Below are 16,806 nucleotides of genomic sequence, written 5' to 3'. Positions count from 1 at the left end.
TGTCTACGGATTGAACAGATACAGAGAGTAAGAAATTCAGATAAAAAAGTGCAGACAAACTTTAAGACTGATGGTAAAATACAGGTAGAATGGACAACAGAGATAAAGAGAGGAGACAAAAAATGGAAGAATGGGAAGAAATGTATTTCAAGCTGCAAAATGGCAGTGACATCCGCGGCGTTTCTGTGGAAGGTGTAGAGGGGGAGCCGGTAAATCTTACCTCTGAGATTGCGCGCAATATTGCAGTTGCATTTGTAGATTTTCTGGCAGACAAAAAGGGGATTCCCTATGAGCAGATCCAGGTTGGAATTGGACACGACTCGCGTATTTCTGCGGAGGAGTTGAAAAAGGGTGTGGTAAATGGAGTCATGACTAGAGGATGTAAGGCCTATGACTGCGGACTCACCTCCACGCCGTCCATGTTTATGTCTACGGTTCTGGAAGGATTTGGATATGACGGTGCAGTAATGATCACTGCCAGCCATCTGCCCTTCAACAGAAACGGACTGAAACTCTTTACCAGGGAAGGCGGTCTGGAGAGCAGCCAGATTAAGGAAGTACTGGAGAAGGCCGCAGTGATTTCAAGGGTAGACCACGAGATTGAGTTTTATGAGGCAGAGGAAGCGGATCTGGTGGGGGCCTATTCTGCCCACATGCAGAGGCTGATCAAAGAAGAAGTGAATGCGCAGGATTTTGAGCATCCGCTGCAGGGGCTGCACATCGTTGTGGATGCCTCTAACGGAGTTGGCGGCTACTTTACAAAAGTTCTGGAAGGGCTGGGTGCAGTGACAGGCGGCAGCATCTGCCTGGAGCCGGATGGAACCTTTCCGAACCATGTTCCCAATCCGGAGAACAAAGAGGCAATGGAGGCAGTGCGCAGCGCAGTGCTAAATGCGGGTGCTGACCTGGGTATCATATTCGACACGGACGGGGATCGGGCCGCAGTGGTATTTGCAAACGGGGAGGAAGTAAATAAGAACTCTATCATCGCTCTGATGGCGGCGATCCTGTCCGAGAAATATCCCCATACCACCGTTGTGACGGATTCCGTGACCTCAAATTATTTGACCGAATTTTTGGAAGAGAAGCTTCAGATGAAGCATCACCGGTTCAAGAGAGGTTACAAAAATGTCATTAATGAGGCGATCCGTTTAAACCAGGAGGGCGAGGAAACCCATCTGGCGATTGAGACTTCCGGCCATGGTGCGGTGAAGGAGAATTATTTCCTGGATGACGGCGCCTATATGAGTGTTAAGATTATCTGCAGGCTGGCGAAATGCAGACGTGAGGGAACGCGTATCGAGGATCTGATCGGAGAGCTGAAGAAGCCTGCCGAGAGTATGGAGTACCGGTTAAAAATCCAGACTCCGGACTACAAAGATTACGGAGCAAAGGTGCTAGAGGATTTCCGCGTTTTTGCAGAAAAAGAGGAGAATTTCCACGTGGTTGCTCCCAATTACGAGGGAATCCGGGTGAACTTCGACGATGAGGAGGTAAAGGGCTGGATGCTGATCCGTATGTCTCTGCATGATCCGATCATGCCTCTGAACTGTGAGGCTGAGAAGGAAGGGCAGGTAGATGTGATTTTGAACAGAATCCGTCCCTTCCTGGCTAAGTATACAGAATTAAGTACATTATAATCCGGTTTGCACAAAGAGACATAGGAGGTTAAGAATGATAGCGATAGGCAGTGATCACGGCGGATTTGATTTAAAAGAGGAGATAAGAGGGTATCTGGAGGAGAATGGAATTGCCTATAAAGACTTCGGCTGTTTTTCTCCGGAATCCATAGATTATGCAGATGTGGCATATCCTGTTGCAAAGGCAGTGGCAGCAGGGGAATATGAGAAGGGGATTCTTTGCTGCGGCACAGGGATCGGCATTTCCATTGCGGCCAACAAGGTAAAGGGAATCCGGGCAGCCTGCTGCTCCGACTGTTTCAGCGCAAAGCTGACCAGGCAGCACAATGATGCAAATATCCTGTGCATGGGAGGCAGAGTGGTGGGAGCCGGTCTGGCGCTTATGATGGTGGATCTTTTTCTCAACACTACCTTTGAGGGCGGACGCCATCAGACCAGGATTGACAAGATTGCCAGGATCGAAGAGGAGTAATCTGTTTAAAAATCTGCCCCGGCCGGTGAATGGCCGGGGCGTTTTCACAAGAATAAGTGAGGATTCTCCAACTTTTATAGGACGGAAACAAAATGGTTTGAAAAATGTGAAAAAATGGTTGACACACACGGGCTGGTGTAATATAATAACTCAATGTGACGAAGTATGTAAACGTCTATCCAAAGCCCCGGTGAGACGTCTTACGATATACTTATTATGATAAGCATGAGTGTAAATTTCAAGGAGGAACAACCATGAAAAGTTATATGGCTAGTCCAGCAACAATCGAGAGAAAATGGTATGTAGTAGACGCTACAGGATATACATTAGGACGTTTGGCATCAGAAGTAGCAAAGATTTTAAGAGGAAAGAATAAGCCAATCTTTACTCCTCATATCGATACAGGTGATTACGTAATCATCACAAATGCAGAGAAGATCAAAGTAACCGGTAAAAAGCTGGATCAGAAGATCTATTATCATCATTCAGACTATGTAGGCGGAATGAAAGAGACGACCCTGAGAGAAATGTTAGACAAGAAGCCTGAAAAAGTTGTAGAGCTGGCAGTAAAAGGCATGCTTCCGAAGGGACCCTTAGGAAGACAGATGATGACAAAACTTCACGTGTATGCAGGACCTGAGCACAATCATGAAGCTCAGAAGCCGGAAGCATTAACATTTTAATAGGAGGTAAAGAACATTGGCTAACGCAAAATTCTACGGTACAGGAAGAAGAAAAAAATCCATTGCCAGAGTATATTTAGTACCTGGTACAGGTAAGATCACAATCAATAAAAGAGGCATCGATGAGTATTTAGGACTGGAAACCTTAAAGGTTATCGTTCGTCAGCCGTTGGTTGCCACAGAGACAACCGACAAGTTTGACGTAATGGTAAACGTTCATGGCGGCGGAACAACAGGACAGGCAGGCGCCATCAGACATGGAATCGCAAGAGCCTTGCTCCAGGCAGACGCAGACTTCAGACCAACACTCAAGAAAGCCGGATATCTCACCAGAGATCCGAGAATGAAAGAGAGAAAGAAATACGGTCTCAAAGCAGCACGTCGTGCACCGCAGTTCAGCAAGCGTTAATTTACAATCAAAACCACGAAAAACCTCGAAGCTAAGCGGCTTTCGGGGTTTTTCTTTGTCTAAATGGTTTGGCTGAATTTGACGGAATCTGCCCCAATTTAGCCCATTTTGTTCTGCCCTATAATAGCCTTGACTCTTATTTTGCCTTATCAGGCTCTAATCATTTAGTTACTGTAAATTCTCTCATAAAAGTTACAGCAAATATGCGAGAAGTCGTATATTTATTCTTGAAGTTCGCATACTTCGTGCTAAAATGTAAAGTAAAATGCATTTTGTGTGCAGCTGTATGAAAAAATATGATGAAACATAGTTGTCAGGAGGATAAGAGATGGATGTAAGTACAACAAATTATTCAAACTGTTAATAGATAAGGAAATGAAGAAAACGGAACTTGCAAAGTCAATCGGGATCAGCGGCAGCACCCTTGCGAAGATTTCAAGAAATGAGATGGTGTCGATGGAAGTCATTATCCGCATTTGCAGAAAATTGAACTGCAGGATAGAGGATGTTGTGGAGATTCTTCCGGAGACGAGAACCTAGGATTGATGGAAAGCTCTGCTTTGCAAAACGAGCTGAATAGAAAAAGAAAAGGTGGATACCCAAATGATAAATGTCAGAAAACTGGAAGCCGATTTGTGGGAGTCGGCAGATTTGCTCCGTGCCGGTTCCAAGCTGACCTCAAACCAATACTGTATGCCTGTGCTGGGCTTGCTCTTTTTGCGTTATGCGTACAGCCGCTACAACATGGTCGAGAAAGAAATACTCTCGCACAGACCGATGCGAAACGGCCGTGTGCTTCCGGTAGAAGCAAGTGATTTCAAAGAAAAAAGTGCGTTATTCCTCCCCAAAGAAGCACAGTACACTTATCTGGTAGAGTTACCGGCAGATGTCGCTTCCCAAAACCTTGTGAGTGTGGACGGACACACCATGAATAGTCTGGGCGATGTGGTGAACAATGCAATGGAACTGGTGGAAGCCCAGAGCGAACAGCTGACAGGTGTTTTACCGAAAGACTACACCATGTTTTCCGACGAACTGCTTTCCGAGCTGCTCCGCATCTTCAATAACAATGCTCTGGATGATGTGGGCGGCGATGTAATCGGTCGTATTTATGAATACTTCCTCAATAAGTTTGCAAAGAATATTGCTCAGGACGATGGCGTGTTCTTTACCCCGAAGTCTTTGGTAAAGATGATCGTAAATGTGCTGGAGCCGAAGTCCGGCATTCTGCTTGACCCGGCAGCAGGCAGCGGCGGTATGTTTATCCAGACCGGCGATTTTGTAAATGCTTCCGGTATGATTGCCAACAATACTATGACCTTTTACGGACAGGAAAAAGTGGAATACAACGCAAAACTTTGCCTGATGAATATGGCGGTTCACGGACTGACCGGTGTGATTAAATCTGGTGATGAAGCGAACAGCTTTTATCATGATGCACACAATCTGGACGGTTTCTGTAACTATGTCATGGCGAACCCGCCCTTCAATGTGGATAAGGTCAAATCGGAGTCGGCTCAAAGTGCAGGAAGATTGCCTTTCGGTTTGCCGGGTGTGAATAAGAACAAAGAGATTGGCAATGCCAACTATCTCTGGATTTCCTATTTTTATTCCTATCTGAATGAAACAGGCAGAGCCGGTTTCGTTATGGCGTCCTCGGCTACGGACAGCCAGAGAGAGGACAAGAACATCCGTGAGAAGCTGGTGAAAACCGGTCATGTTGACTGCATGGTCAGTGTGGGAAACAACTTCTTCTACACCAAAAGTCTGCCTTGCTCCCTCTGGTTCTTTGATAAGGGTAAAAAAGAGGAATTGCTGGACAAAACCCTGTTTATTGACGCAAGAAATTACTTTACCGTAGTAGACCGTACTCTTAATGAGTGGAGCGAATGGCAGCTGAAAAACCTCAATGCTATTGTGTGGCTCTATCGGGGTGAAACAGAAAAATACAAAGGACTGCTTGCTGAATATCGTCAGACGCTCCATGCCTATGCCCACCGGAGCCAAGAACTGGCAGAGATTCTGCTGAAGTCTGATTTTGCAAAAACCGTTCACTCTCTGAAAGCTTACATTAAGGCTCAGCGTGGGATTGCAAAAGCCGAAGCGGAAGCAGCGGACCGCACGGATAAAAAGAAAATTCAGATTGATTGGGATGAAAAGATTGCTGACCTGGAAGAAATTCTGACCGTTGCAAAAGAAGCCGAATGGCTTTATGAGAAATTTGGTGAAAGTGAATATAACGATGTGCTGGGACTTTGCAAGGTTGCCACACAGAAAGAAATTGAGGAAAAAGGCTTTTCTCTCACACCGGGTGCGTATGTGGGCGTTGCTCCGGTTGAAGATGATGGCGTAAACTTTGAGGAACGCATGACAGAGATCCATCGGGAGCTGTTATCTTTACACGCGGAGTCAAATGATTTGATGGATACCATCTCACAGAATATGAAGCAGATGGGCTTATGAAGAATTTGAAAATAGACATTTGCGGCAGTAATGGCATTGCTGATATTTGTGCGTTTGCGTGTGAAGATGGAATATGTAAAAAGCCGTCAAGTGCATGGAAGAAACAATACAATAAGCTAAAGGAGGGTAAAACAGAATGAGACTGAGTGATGTCTGTGAATTTATTATTGACTGCCCTCACACAACAGCGAAAGACGAAGGAAAAGGCTACCCCCTTATCAGAACGCCAAATGTCGGCAAAGGAAGATTGCTCCTTGATGATGTGCATAGAGTTTCCGAAAGAGTATATCAAGAAAGAAATTTTCTTGGCACACCAGAGGATGGTGATTTGATTTTTGCCCGTGAAGCCCCTGCTGGAAATGTTGCTTTAGTGACAAAAGGAGAAAAGGTCTGTATGGGGCAAAGAACGGTTTTAATTCGACCAAATACTCAGTATGTGGTTCCAGAGTTCCTTACATACTATTTGCTTGCACCGGAGCAGCAATATAAATTGCTTGGTACAGCGAATGGTGCAACGGTAGCGCATGTCAATTTGCCTGTAATCAGAAAGATGCCTATTTTATTGCCTGAAATGAGTGTCCAGATGAAACTGGCGGGGATACTCTCGGCCTATGATAATCTAATTGAAAACAACCAGAAGCAAATCAAGCTGTTGGAAGAAGCTGCACAGCGTCTGTATAGGGAATGGTTCGTTGATTTGCGGTTCCCCGGATATGAGGAAACAGAAATTGTTGATGGCGTACCGGCTGGATGGAGCAATCAGTGCCTTTCAGATTTTGCTGATGTTGTTATGGGGCAAAGTCCTAAATCTGAATTTTATAATCAAGTCAATGAGGGATTGCCGTTTCATCAAGGAGTAGGAAGCTACGGAACTCGATTTGTAATTGATGATACTTATTCGACATCGTTCACCAGAATTGCTGAAGCTAACAGTATTTTGTTTAGTGTGAGAGCGCCAGTTGGTCGGCTGAATATTACCAAGAATAAAATAGTAATTGGCCGTGGCTTATCTGCTATGAAGCATAAGAAAAATTTACAGAGCTATTTATTCTATATGTTGAAAGAACGCTTTTTCAAAGATGATATTGTGGGAAACGGGTCAATATTTTCATCCATTACAAAGAATGAACTGCTTGGACAGAAATTCCTTATCCCATCAAATAGTCTTGACGAAAAATACGATTTGATTGTAAGCAAAATTGATGAAAAAATTGCGGTGTGCGACGGAGAAATTTTAAGATTGACACAAGCCCGTGACCGCTTACTGCCAAAACTGATGAATGGAGAAATCGAAGTATAAGAACTGGGGGTAATACCATGAGTTACGATTACTCAGAAAATATTCTGGCGCAGGAAAGTGCAGGCAATCTGCTTCAAAACGATTTACACTGGGATGTTCAGTCTGCATATAACACAGAACAGTTGGGTGATGATGGCACCTTCGGACGGAGAAGCTAAAACAGTAACTGCAATACACGGAAAACCCACAAACATCAAGTTTGTGGGTTTTTTTGAAGTGATAGCTGTGGTATACTAATATTAATCTTTTGATTGAGAGGAAATGGTAGATTTGGGAAGTTGCTTAGTAATAGTAAGAAATATTCCGTGCAAAGAATGTAATGCAGGAGATTTCAATTATTGATTATAGTAAAGTTACATAGATTGAAGGGGCTTTGCCATCAGGACAGCTGAAACGAAATTCGGCTTGGTGCATTTTGCATCAGGATAAATTGCCCCAGAATCACTGTACAAGTTGCCATTCGTAAGAGAAAAGATTTCTTAATATCTGAGAATAACTGGAAGAATGCGGAATAAGAGGAGGTATTCAATATGGCAAAGCAAACCAAAGGATTCTGCAAATATTGCGGAAACGAATACACAAAGAGCGGGATGTTACGCCATCTGCCAGCATGTAAAAAGCGAAAAGCAAGGCTGGAAGCAGAGAAAGGAAAATGCGGATGTTATCAGGTGTCTATTTGCGGAAAGTATGACAAGGACTACTGGTTAATTATTGAGATAAGCGAGAATGCTGCTTTAAGAGAGTTGGATCAGTTTATCCGCAATATCTGGGTTGAATGCTGTGGACATCTCAGCGCCTTTAAAGCAGGAGAAGTGAGGTATGAAGCTTATCCTGCCGAAGATAGCTTTTGGGGAGCGCAAGCCAAGAGTATGAAATATAAATTGAAAGATATATTTACTGTTGGGGAGACGGTGTCATATGAATATGATTATGGATCTACAACGGAATTAGTATTGAGCATACATAGTTATGGTGTGGGTGAAGGGAATAAGGAAAAAATCACAATCTTATCCCGCAATAATCCATTGGAAATATTGTGCAGCCATTGCGGAGAAAATAAGGCGCAGTGGATTAATCCGGAAGGATATTATGAGGGCAATGCATTTTGGTGTGAGGAATGCCTGTGTAAGTACAATTTGGAAGAAGATGATATGGAAGAGGATGAAGAGCAGGAATTTGATGACTATGATGTACCTGAATATTTCCTGCCAGTATGTAATTCACCGAGAATGGGTGTTTGCGGATATGAGGGAAGCAAAATTTATCCTGACCAATTTGAGCCGGATGAAAAGTAAATGCTGCCATGGTGGTTATGCAATATAATAGAGGACAGAAATTAACGGAAGGAGTGACTGAAATAATGAAGCTCAGGAATAGAGGACAGATGTCAGAATCAATGGCTCTGGCCGTTCTTCTGACACTGGCAGGCGGATTCCAGGATGCCTATTCCTACAACTGCAGGGGAAAAGTATTTGCCAATGCCCAAACAGGAAATATTGTACTCCTGGGCCAGAATCTGGCCCAGGGGTATTTTATAGATGCACTTCACTATCTGGTTCCGCTGGCTGCCTTTATCTCCGGTGTCTATGTGACAGAGTGGGTGCACCATTTGTACAAGGACCATAAGATGTTACACTGGCGGCAGATTGTACTGGCAGCTGAGGCGGTTCTTTTGGTAGCCGTGGGATTTTTACCTCCGTCCTTTAACATGGCGGCAAATGCTATGATGTCGTTTGCGTGCGCCATGCAGGTGAATAGTTTCCGAAAATTCCGTGGACTTCCCTGTGCCACCACCATGTGCATTGGAAATATGCGCAGTGCCACGGAGATGCTTTGTAGATATCACATTACCAAAGACAGGGAATGGAAGAGAAAAAGTTTGCATTATTATTTTGTAATTCTGATCTTTGCGGTTGGAGCCGCAGTCGGTGCTGTTATGAGTAATTGGCTGGCGGAACCGGCCATCTGGATTGCGGCTGTGCTGCTTACGGCTGGGGTTATTCTCATGTTTAGAAAGGATGAAGAGACTAATCGGTGACAGGAAAAGACGGATCGGTATGAAGCCAAATCTGGCGGCTGCCTAGTCCCCGGATCAGTGGGCAACTACTCATGCGCAGTTTTATACAAAACAACAGATCGAAATCTGGTAAATGTGCGGGAAAAGAGAAAGGCTTGTTGTGAGATAGGAATAAAAAGACAGACAAATATTTGTACAAAACAGTGAAAAAATAGTTAGGGATTGACAGAAAACTATACAAACCTTATAATGACAGTAAAGATGTGAGCGCTCACATAAAAGCAATTGTAACTGCAATTGTGAGGCGTTTCTCTTTTTTAACAGATATGTGAGCGGTAACACATCTGAAATACACCATTGAACAATCAGGGAAGGAGGGTTTTATGGAAGGCAAAAATTGTTGGTATGTGGTGGACGGTTACCGACCTCCAGCCGCAGCAGGCCAGGCAGAGTATGAGGGGCATGAGGCGATTATGATCCTAAACTGCAATGAAAGGGATGCGCACTGTTATCTGGACTTTTTTTTCAGCGACAGGCCGCCTGTTCTGGGAATTGAGTACCTGGCGCCTGCACAGAGGATCAGTGCATTCCGCACAAATGACAAGGAGGTGTTAAAAGGCGTCGAGCTGGACGTTAATGAGCAGTATTCGCTTCGGGTGAGAAGTGACGTGGGGGTTGTTGTACAGTATGGAAGATGTGATGTAAGCCAGGCAAATCTGGCCTACATAGGAACCTTGGGCTACGGAGAATAACAATGGAGAAGGGGAAGGCATGAACAAAATTTGTATACCTAAGAGCGAGTTTCAAGAAAGAATTGAGAACATTAAAAAATGCATGTATAATGAAAACATCGATGCAATGCTGGTCTACGGGGATGAGTACCGGAAGGAAAATCTGCGCTATGTCTCCAATTACTGGCCGATTTTTGAGCGAGGGGCGCTGCTGATCCCAAAAGTGGGGGAGCCCACCGTGCTCTGTGCGCCGGAGGGGGAACAGGTGGCGAGAGAGATGAGTGTCTGGGAGGATGTGCGCCTGGTACCGGATTTCTTGTGTGTAACTGTTCCGGATGAAATCGACTATCCTATGGCAGTGTACACCAGCTTTGGGGATTTGGCAGAGGAGCTGCGAAAAAAGGGAGCTTTGGAGCGACTGGGCATTGCAGGAATGAATGATATGTCAGCAGCACTTTTAAAAAATTTATCCAACGCGTTTGGGTGTGAGCTTGTGGACAGCGGGGACATTCTGATCAACCTGCGAAAGGTTAAGAGCGAGAACGAAATCGCCTGCCTCAAGGAGGCGGCTCGCATTGCGCAGACCGGTTTTCTGGCAATGATGGAGGCAGATCTCATAGGAAAGAGCGAGCGCTATGCAGCAGGCATTGCGGAGGGTGCTGCCAGAAAAGCGGGAGCGGAGACCATTACCTTTACGGTATTCGGGTCCGGTGAGCGGTCGGCAAAGATTGTGGGACGGGCGGAGGATAAGCTCATTGAGGACGGAGATATGATCATGTGCGCTCTGGCTGTGCAGTATGAGGGATATGTGGCAACCTGCGAGCTTCCTTATGCCGTGGGAAACTGCAGCCCGGAGACGGAACATGTCATAGATGTGCTCATCCACGCAAGCGCAGCGGGGCTGCCCTATCTGAAAGCTGGACAACCTATGAAAAACTTTGTGAGGGCGGTCAGAGACTGCTTCCGGGAGGCGGGCTTGTCGGAATATGATATTTATCCGCCCCTTCACGGAATCGGATGCGCGGAGGCGGAGAGCCCCTATCCGGATGAGAATACGGAAGAGGTATTTCAAGCCGGTATGACCTGCAATACGGACATTAGCCTCTTTGGATTAAAGGGCGGGTCCAACCGCATTGAGGAGGCCTTTGTCATAACAGAGGATGGGGCCAAGAGTCTATATCCGTTTATGCGTACCTATTACGAAAAGTGGTTGGCTGAACATAAATAAAAATATTGAGGTGGAACCAGATGGCAACCATAGAAGATGTAGCAAAGAGAGTAGGCGTTTCGCGGCAGACCGTATCCCGGGTGATCAACAACAGCGGATATGTGGAGGCGGGAACAAGAGAGCGGGTAAAGAGGGCAATAAAGGAGCTGAACTACCGGCCCAATATGCTGGCCAAGGCACTGGCCACACGCCACAGCCATACAGTGGCGCATGTGATGACCAACATTTCAGATCCGTTTCACAACCTGGTGAACCAGGGGTTTGAGAGTGTGGCCTTTGAGCGGGGCTATACCAGCATGATGTGCGATGCCCACTCCAGCCAAAGAGAGCGCGATTACATAGATATGTTTAAGGACCACTGTATCGGAGGCGTGGTTTTTCACCACCTGGCAATTTCCAGAGAGCAGGTGGAGGAGCTAAAGGCAGCGGGAGTCTGCTGTGTTCTTTTGGACAATGAAACAGAGATCAAAAACGTCAGCTCTATTGTTACGGACAATTACAGTGGCGGATATATGGCTGCGGAGTATTTGCTTAAAAAGGGACACCAAAAAATCGCGTGTATCCATGGGCCGCTGACCTTGCAGGAATTTCCGGGTATGCCATATGAGGATGGATTTCAGTTCAATATCTGGAGGCAGAGAACCAAAGGATTTCAGGATGCGCTGGCCGAACACGGCGTGGAGCCGGCGGGACTTTATCAGAGCCATGGGCGTTTCCAGTACGCGGCAGAGTATGCGGCGCGCATTGTGGATCAGATGCTGGCGGGGCCTGAGGTACCCACTGCGCTGTACTGTGAAAACGATATTATGGCCATCTCCATGCTCTCTAAATTCCAGGAGAGAGGGATGAGGGTGCCGGATGATTTTGCGCTAATTGGGCACGATGGGCTGGACTTGTGCAGTATGCTGCATCCCTATATAACCACCGTATCCCAACCCAGGTACGACATGGGAATAAGGAGTGCTAACCTGCTGATTGACCAGATAGAAAAAAAGGTAGGGGTCAAGAATGAGATACTGTTGCCGCAAATTGTGGAGGGGGAAACCACATGACAGTGAGAATGGTTGGAGGCTGAAAAGGTGAAATTACTAAATACAATCAAGGGAAGTGTGTGCAGGGAGGAGATAAAAAAGATTTGCCCCCATGAGCATCTTTTTCTGGATATGACCCACGAGGCTGTGACACCTAAGACTAGAGCGGAAAGAGAGCGGTTTTACGGGAAAATCACAATGGAAACCCTGGGGGTTCTGCGCAGAAATCCGTATGTGGTGCGGACGAATCTGATTTTGGATAGCGTACAGGACAGTATAAACGAGCTGAAATACCTGAAAAGAGAAGAGTGTAACCTGCTGGTGGAAGTGACTTCCGTGGGCCTTGGACGTGACTTGAAAAAGTTAAAGCAGGTCAGTGAAGAAACAGACCTGCATATTGCGGTGGGCTGTGGCTTTTTTGTACAGGAGACCATACCGGAGGATGTGGCAAGGCTTTCTGCTGACGCTATGGCGGAGATCATTCTGGGGGAAATTGAGGATGGGATCGGCGAGACAGGCATTAAACCAGGTGTGATCGGGGAGATAGGGACCAGTGAGGTTATCTATGAAAGTGAGCACAAAAGCCTGCTGGCAGCAGCAAAGGCCAGCATAAGGACAGGACTTCCCATCTATCTGCATACCTACCCATGGAGCCGGGCGGGGCTGGATGCCGTTGATCTGCTGATGAACGCGGGGGTAGCTCCTAGGCAGATCTGCCTCTGTCATCTGGACGTGAGTTTTGACAGGGAGTACCTGAGACAGTCACTGAACATGGGAGTTTATGTGGAATTTGACAATTTTGGGAAGGAATTCTATTTTCAGAGCCAGTGCGGCGCGTTTTCCGGCGGCCCCTTTGAAACGGATGTGGCAAGGGTGCGGATGGTAAAAGAGCTGATCGCTGAGGGGAAGGTGAAGCAGATACTGGCTGCCAATGATCTGTGCCTGAAGGCAAGCCTTCACAAGTACGGCGGCTGGGGATATGATCATGTATTTCACAATGTCAGTGAGATGATGGAGCAGGAAGGAATTGACCGGGCGGATATAGATACTATTTTGGTGGATAACCCGAAAGATTTTCTGTTTCAGTGATGGAAAGGGAGGTGTTTTTCTGCAAAATATGTGAACGGTAACATATATGGAAAATATTGGTTAGGCGCAGGCGATAGGCTAGTTATGGGAAGTATGCTATCATAACCTTGGGAGGGAAAAAGCATGAAAAAAATGAATGTAATGTTGTTAGGTATTACGTTAATAATTTCCTTGGCCGGATGCAGCACGAACGGTACGGAAACCGGTACTGCAAAGACAGAAGATGCTGCAGAGGAGACAACGGGCAGCACAACAGCAAAAGAGGACACGCAGGCGAAGGAGGAAACAAAACAGAGTACAGAAACGGAGGATAACAAGGATGAGATTGTAGTCGGGTTTGCCAACATAGCGGAGACTGCTTACCAGCACACAGCAATTAAGGAGAGCATGGAGAAGGAAGCCGAAGCGCGCGGCTGGAAGCTGGTCTACATGAACAACAACCTGGACGGCCAGACAGCCGTGTCCAATGCAACACAGATGCTGCAGATGGGAATTGATTACATGATCGAGTACAATGTGGACATTAGCGTAGCTCCTGCCATTATGGAGATGATGAATGAAGCAGGTGTGCCGGTGATTGCGGTGGACATTGAGCATGAGGGTGCTGTTTACTTTGGGGCGGACAACTATAATGTGGGGCCCATTGTAGGAGAGTATATGGCAAACAGAGTAAAGGAAGAGTGGGGAGAAGCGGATTGTCTGCTGATCGTGGAGGACTCCATCTCCGGGGAGACGGTTCTGGCCCGAACAGACAATGTTTATGACGGTTACAAAAAAGTATTCCCGGATTTCCCTGAGGATAAAGTATTCAAGATCGACGGAGGTGCGGATACTACAGATGCACAGGGTGTGGTGGCAGATTTTCTTGCAGCTCATCCCGATTTCGAGCACATCGCAATTGCTCCGGCCCATGTAACCTACCGTTTGGGGGCGTCCGCAGCGATTGAGATTGCAGAGCGGGAAAAGGACTGTATGATTATTTCACAGGGCGAATACGACTATCTGGATTACCTGGAGAGTACGCCTGAGGCGCCGGAATGGGAGGTTTATCAGGCATCCCTGGTCTATGATTTCCAGAATTACGGCAAGTACTGTTTTGAGATCCTGGACAAGATGGTGGCCGGGGAAACCGTGGAGGATTACTATTATCCCACTCATTATATGGTGGACAGGAACAATGTCTATGACAGCTTTGGAGATTATTTCTAACTATTCTTACAGTCTGTGCATTTACGATTATTTCAAGTAAACAGCAGCTTTTCAGTATGAGAAGGAGAGAACTTTGGAAAAAGACATTATCTTAAAAATGGAGCATATTACCAAAATCTTTCCGGGGGTCAAGGCTTTGGATGACGTGTCACTGGAGATACGAAGGGGAGAGGTACTGTCCCTCCTGGGAGAAAATGGAGCGGGAAAATCTACACTGATCAAGGTACTTTCCGGCATCTACATACCTGAGGGGGGAACCATCTCCTGCAACGGCACTCCGGTAAAGCTTCACGGACCTGCAGATGCAAAGGAGATGGGAATCAGTGTGGTACACCAGGAGCTGGCTTTTCTGCCGCTCCTGACCATTGCGGAAAACCTGTATGTCCGACATTACGCAGATAAGAAAAAGAAGCTGGTGAGCTGGAAGGATATGGAGAGTTCTGCTCAGAAGGCACTGGAGATGATCGACCTTGAGATTGACCAGAATATGCCCATAGGCAACTGCAGTGTGGCGGAATGTCAGCAGATTGAGATTGCCAGGGCAGTGTACGAGAATGCGAAGATTTTGATCCTGGATGAACCTACCTCAGCTCTGAATGACAGGGAAACGGATGCGCTGATGGAATGCATCCGCAAGCTAAGGGAAAAAGGGGTCAGTGTAATTCTAATTACACATAAAATCGAAGAGATCATGAGGATCGCGGACAGGGTGGTTGTATTGCGGGATGGTCATACAGTGGGGGAATGTAAGGTCAGTGATGTCACAAAGGACGATTTGATTGCCATGATGGTTGGGCGCAAGATGGAGGATATGTATCCGGAAAAGACCAATACACCCAGGGAAGTGCTGATGACCGTAGAGGATTTTGGGACAGACATTCTGGAGAATATCCATTTTTCCGTCCGGCGCGGGGAGATTTTAGGTGTCTACGGACTGATGGGATCAGGCCACCTGGAACTGGGGCAGGCTCTTTTTGGATGCTATCCAAAGTATAAAGGGAAGGTAATTCTGGAAGGGGAGGGGGTGTCGCTGAAAAGTCCTGAGGCCTGTATCCGGAAGGGGATTGCATTTTTGCCCAGTGACCGGAAACAGGAGGGGCTGGTGCTCATGCATGGTGTAAAATCCAATATTATGACACCTTACTATCAGACAGGAACCAACAGCTGGATCGTCAACCACCGGAGAGAGCGGGAAATCGGGCAGAAGTGGGTGGAGCGCCTGCGAATCAAAACCCCCACGCTGGAAACAAGCACGGACTCCCTCTCAGGGGGAAACCAGCAGAAGGTAGTATTTGCAAAATGGCTGGAGATTGACCCAAAGATTGTGATATTGAATGATCCAACCAGGGGAATTGACGTGGGTGCAAAGGCGGAAATTTACAGTTTCCTCAATGAGCTGACGGAGAAGGGCGTTTCTGTTCTGATGATCACGTCTGAGATGCCGGAGCTGATCGCCATGTCCGATAGGGTGCTGGTGATCCACGAGGGAAAACAGAGCGCATTGCTCTCAAAAGAAGAAATGACACAGACCAACATCGTAGCTGCTGCAATAGGAGGGATACAAAAAGATGAGTAATTCAAAGCAAGTAATTCAGAAAATAAAGAAGATCGACTATCTCCCGCTTATTTTGGCGTATGCAGTGATCATCCTGTTTTTCTCAGTCTGCTCACCGTACTTTTTAAGCTTTAATAACTTTATGAGCATTATCCTGTATGCCTCAATCGTGGGAATCCTGTCGCTGACCACCTGCCTGGTGCTGGCAGCAGGACAGATTGATTTCTCAGCGGGCTCTGTGATTGCGCTGGGGTGCTGTGTGATGGGCATCATGATGCGGGACGGTCACAGTGTCTGGGCAGCCATGGGAGTTTGTATGCTGATCGCCGCGCTGACAGGTGTGTACAATGGACTGATGATTGCGTATGTGGGAATGAATCCATTTATCGCAACTCTGGCGGGCATGCAGATGTTTCGCGGGTTTGCCTACCTGCTCACCAATGCCAGATCCATCACCATCACCAGCGATGTGTTTAAGTTTATCGGCAGGTCCAGGACTCTGGGGGTTCCAAATGCTGCCTGGGTCATGATCTTACTTTTGATCCTGTTTGGTCTTGCGGTAAAATACACTTCCTTTGGGCGGAGAATCTTTGTAATTGGGGGAAGCGCCAAGGTTGCCTACCTGTCAGGGATTAATGTAAAGAGGGATACCCTGGTGCTGTTTGTCATACACGGCCTTGTGACTGGTGTAGCCACCATCATCTTTACGGCACAGCTGGGCGCGGCCCTGCCAACAGCAGCACAGAATACCAACTTTACTGCTATCTCAGCCTGTGTCCTGGGCGGGGTAAGCCTGACAGGAGGGAAGGGTTCCCTGGTGGGCAGCGTAATCGGCGCCCTGCTTTTGGAGACCCTGAGCAATGGCATGAATATGGTGGGTGTAGCCAGCTTCTGGCAGGATGTAATCACAGGATTTGTACTAATCTTTGCAGTGACGCTGGATATTATCAAGAACAGAAAAAGGGGCGGGTCCTATTAG

General features: G+C 46.7%; 19 protein-coding genes and 1 pseudogene. All 20 read left to right on the top strand.

The features are described from left to right. Window positions 1-122 precede the first annotated feature (122 nt). The 20 genes and pseudogenes from AC0THY_RS20280 (at window position 123) to AC0THY_RS20185 (ending at window position 16,806) form a co-directional block, all read left to right on the top strand. On the top strand, window positions 123-1,640 hold the full coding sequence (locus AC0THY_RS20280) for a phosphohexomutase domain-containing protein (protein WP_489992395.1): 1,518 nt from the start codon (window positions 123-125) through the stop codon (window positions 1,638-1,640). Window positions 1,641-1,674: 34 nt separating this feature from the next. Next, window positions 1,675-2,112, top strand: a complete 438-nt coding sequence (gene rpiB / locus AC0THY_RS20275) for a ribose 5-phosphate isomerase B (protein ID WP_489992394.1) — start codon at window positions 1,675-1,677, stop codon at window positions 2,110-2,112. A 254-nt stretch (window positions 2,113-2,366) separates the two neighbouring features. After that, window positions 2,367-2,795 (top strand): 50S ribosomal protein L13, encoded by a 429-nt coding sequence (rplM, locus tag AC0THY_RS20270; RefSeq protein ID WP_489992393.1) that lies wholly within the window; start codon window positions 2,367-2,369, stop codon window positions 2,793-2,795. A 16-nt stretch (window positions 2,796-2,811) separates the two neighbouring features. Next, the gene (gene rpsI / locus AC0THY_RS20265) at window positions 2,812-3,204 is read left to right on the top strand and encodes a 30S ribosomal protein S9 (RefSeq protein WP_489992392.1); all 393 of its coding nucleotides are present in this window, start codon (window positions 2,812-2,814) and stop codon (window positions 3,202-3,204) included. A 321-nt stretch (window positions 3,205-3,525) separates the two neighbouring features. Continuing rightward, a complete protein-coding gene (locus AC0THY_RS20260; RefSeq protein WP_489994227.1) occupies window positions 3,526-3,744 on the top strand; it encodes a helix-turn-helix domain-containing protein in 219 nt (72 codons plus the stop codon). Between the two features lie 63 nt (window positions 3,745-3,807). Then, window positions 3,808-5,667 carry a class I SAM-dependent DNA methyltransferase gene (locus tag AC0THY_RS20255; RefSeq protein ID WP_489992391.1) on the top strand — a complete coding sequence of 620 codons (1,860 nt, stop codon included), beginning with the start codon at window positions 3,808-3,810 and terminating at the stop codon, window positions 5,665-5,667. Next, a complete protein-coding gene (locus AC0THY_RS20250) occupies window positions 5,664-5,807 on the top strand; it encodes a hypothetical protein (RefSeq protein ID WP_489992390.1) in 144 nt (47 codons plus the stop codon). The genes AC0THY_RS20255 and AC0THY_RS20250 overlap by 4 nt, the downstream gene beginning before the upstream one ends. Beyond that, the gene (locus AC0THY_RS20245) at window positions 5,804-6,967 is read left to right on the top strand and encodes a restriction endonuclease subunit S (RefSeq protein WP_489992389.1); all 1,164 of its coding nucleotides are present in this window, start codon (window positions 5,804-5,806) and stop codon (window positions 6,965-6,967) included. The genes AC0THY_RS20250 and AC0THY_RS20245 overlap by 4 nt, the downstream gene beginning before the upstream one ends. 17 nt (window positions 6,968-6,984) lie before the next feature. Next, window positions 6,985-7,125: a hypothetical protein gene (locus tag AC0THY_RS20240; RefSeq protein ID WP_489992388.1), complete on the top strand. Its 141-nt coding sequence runs from the start codon at window positions 6,985-6,987 to the stop codon at window positions 7,123-7,125. A gap of 103 nt (window positions 7,126-7,228) precedes the next feature. Then, on the top strand, window positions 7,229-7,309 hold the full coding sequence (locus AC0THY_RS20235; protein ID WP_489994226.1) for a hypothetical protein: 81 nt from the start codon (window positions 7,229-7,231) through the stop codon (window positions 7,307-7,309). Between the two features lie 188 nt (window positions 7,310-7,497). Beyond that, entirely contained in the window at window positions 7,498-8,262 is a 765-nt protein-coding gene (locus tag AC0THY_RS20230) for an IS1096 element passenger TnpR family protein (RefSeq protein ID WP_489992387.1), read from the top strand. A gap of 65 nt (window positions 8,263-8,327) precedes the next feature. Next, entirely contained in the window at window positions 8,328-9,005 is a 678-nt protein-coding gene (locus tag AC0THY_RS20225; RefSeq protein ID WP_489992386.1) for a YoaK family protein, read from the top strand. Between the two features lie 362 nt (window positions 9,006-9,367). After that, complete coding sequence (locus AC0THY_RS20220; RefSeq protein ID WP_489992385.1) at window positions 9,368-9,736, top strand: sensory rhodopsin transducer; 369 nt, start codon at window positions 9,368-9,370, stop codon at window positions 9,734-9,736. Between the two features lie 19 nt (window positions 9,737-9,755). After that, window positions 9,756-10,943, top strand: a complete 1,188-nt coding sequence (locus tag AC0THY_RS20215; RefSeq protein WP_489992384.1) for a M24 family metallopeptidase — start codon at window positions 9,756-9,758, stop codon at window positions 10,941-10,943. Between the two features lie 20 nt (window positions 10,944-10,963). Then, complete coding sequence (locus tag AC0THY_RS20210; protein WP_489992383.1) at window positions 10,964-11,995, top strand: LacI family DNA-binding transcriptional regulator; 1,032 nt, start codon at window positions 10,964-10,966, stop codon at window positions 11,993-11,995. Between the two features lie 27 nt (window positions 11,996-12,022). After that, window positions 12,023-13,063 (top strand): phosphotriesterase family protein, encoded by a 1,041-nt coding sequence (locus AC0THY_RS20205; protein ID WP_489992382.1) that lies wholly within the window; start codon window positions 12,023-12,025, stop codon window positions 13,061-13,063. A gap of 123 nt (window positions 13,064-13,186) precedes the next feature. Further along, entirely contained in the window at window positions 13,187-14,272 is a 1,086-nt protein-coding gene (locus AC0THY_RS20200) for a sugar ABC transporter substrate-binding protein (protein ID WP_489992381.1), read from the top strand. A 148-nt stretch (window positions 14,273-14,420) separates the two neighbouring features. Further along, window positions 14,421-14,849, top strand: a pseudogene (locus tag AC0THY_RS20195) (ATP-binding cassette domain-containing protein); the annotation flags it as partial. A 42-nt stretch (window positions 14,850-14,891) separates the two neighbouring features. Beyond that, the gene (locus tag AC0THY_RS20190) at window positions 14,892-15,848 is read left to right on the top strand and encodes a sugar ABC transporter ATP-binding protein (RefSeq protein WP_489994225.1); all 957 of its coding nucleotides are present in this window, start codon (window positions 14,892-14,894) and stop codon (window positions 15,846-15,848) included. Next, window positions 15,841-16,806 (top strand): ABC transporter permease, encoded by a 966-nt coding sequence (locus AC0THY_RS20185; protein WP_489992380.1) that lies wholly within the window; start codon window positions 15,841-15,843, stop codon window positions 16,804-16,806. The genes AC0THY_RS20190 and AC0THY_RS20185 overlap by 8 nt, the downstream gene beginning before the upstream one ends.

The organism is Ruminococcus sp. 8Y-12 (assembly GCF_058119865.1).
Note: the sequence above shows the minus strand (reverse complement) of the source record. Positions and strands in the feature narration are given on the sequence as shown.

Bases quoted from the DNA above. Each gene is read 5' to 3' on its own strand.
- AC0THY_RS20280 (WP_489992395.1), top strand. From the start codon at position 123: ATGGAAGAATGGGAAGAAATGTATTTCAAGCTGCAAAATGGCAGTGAC.
- rpiB (WP_489992394.1), top strand. From the start codon at position 1,675: ATGATAGCGATAGGCAGTGATCACGGCGGATTTGATTTAAAAGAGGAG.
- rplM (WP_489992393.1), top strand. From the start codon at position 2,367: ATGAAAAGTTATATGGCTAGTCCAGCAACAATCGAGAGAAAATGGTAT.
- AC0THY_RS20255 (WP_489992391.1), top strand. From the start codon at position 3,808: ATGATAAATGTCAGAAAACTGGAAGCCGATTTGTGGGAGTCGGCAGAT.
- AC0THY_RS20250 (WP_489992390.1), top strand. From the start codon at position 5,664: ATGAAGAATTTGAAAATAGACATTTGCGGCAGTAATGGCATTGCTGAT.
- AC0THY_RS20245 (WP_489992389.1), top strand. From the start codon at position 5,804: ATGAGACTGAGTGATGTCTGTGAATTTATTATTGACTGCCCTCACACA.
- AC0THY_RS20240 (WP_489992388.1), top strand. From the start codon at position 6,985: ATGAGTTACGATTACTCAGAAAATATTCTGGCGCAGGAAAGTGCAGGC.
- AC0THY_RS20235 (WP_489994226.1), top strand. From the start codon at position 7,229: ATGGTAGATTTGGGAAGTTGCTTAGTAATAGTAAGAAATATTCCGTGC.
- AC0THY_RS20230 (WP_489992387.1), top strand. From the start codon at position 7,498: ATGGCAAAGCAAACCAAAGGATTCTGCAAATATTGCGGAAACGAATAC.
- AC0THY_RS20225 (WP_489992386.1), top strand. From the start codon at position 8,328: ATGAAGCTCAGGAATAGAGGACAGATGTCAGAATCAATGGCTCTGGCC.
- AC0THY_RS20220 (WP_489992385.1), top strand. From the start codon at position 9,368: ATGGAAGGCAAAAATTGTTGGTATGTGGTGGACGGTTACCGACCTCCA.
- AC0THY_RS20215 (WP_489992384.1), top strand. From the start codon at position 9,756: ATGAACAAAATTTGTATACCTAAGAGCGAGTTTCAAGAAAGAATTGAG.
- AC0THY_RS20210 (WP_489992383.1), top strand. From the start codon at position 10,964: ATGGCAACCATAGAAGATGTAGCAAAGAGAGTAGGCGTTTCGCGGCAG.
- AC0THY_RS20200 (WP_489992381.1), top strand. From the start codon at position 13,187: ATGAAAAAAATGAATGTAATGTTGTTAGGTATTACGTTAATAATTTCC.
- AC0THY_RS20190 (WP_489994225.1), top strand. From the start codon at position 14,892: ATGGAATGCATCCGCAAGCTAAGGGAAAAAGGGGTCAGTGTAATTCTA.
- AC0THY_RS20185 (WP_489992380.1), top strand. From the start codon at position 15,841: ATGAGTAATTCAAAGCAAGTAATTCAGAAAATAAAGAAGATCGACTAT.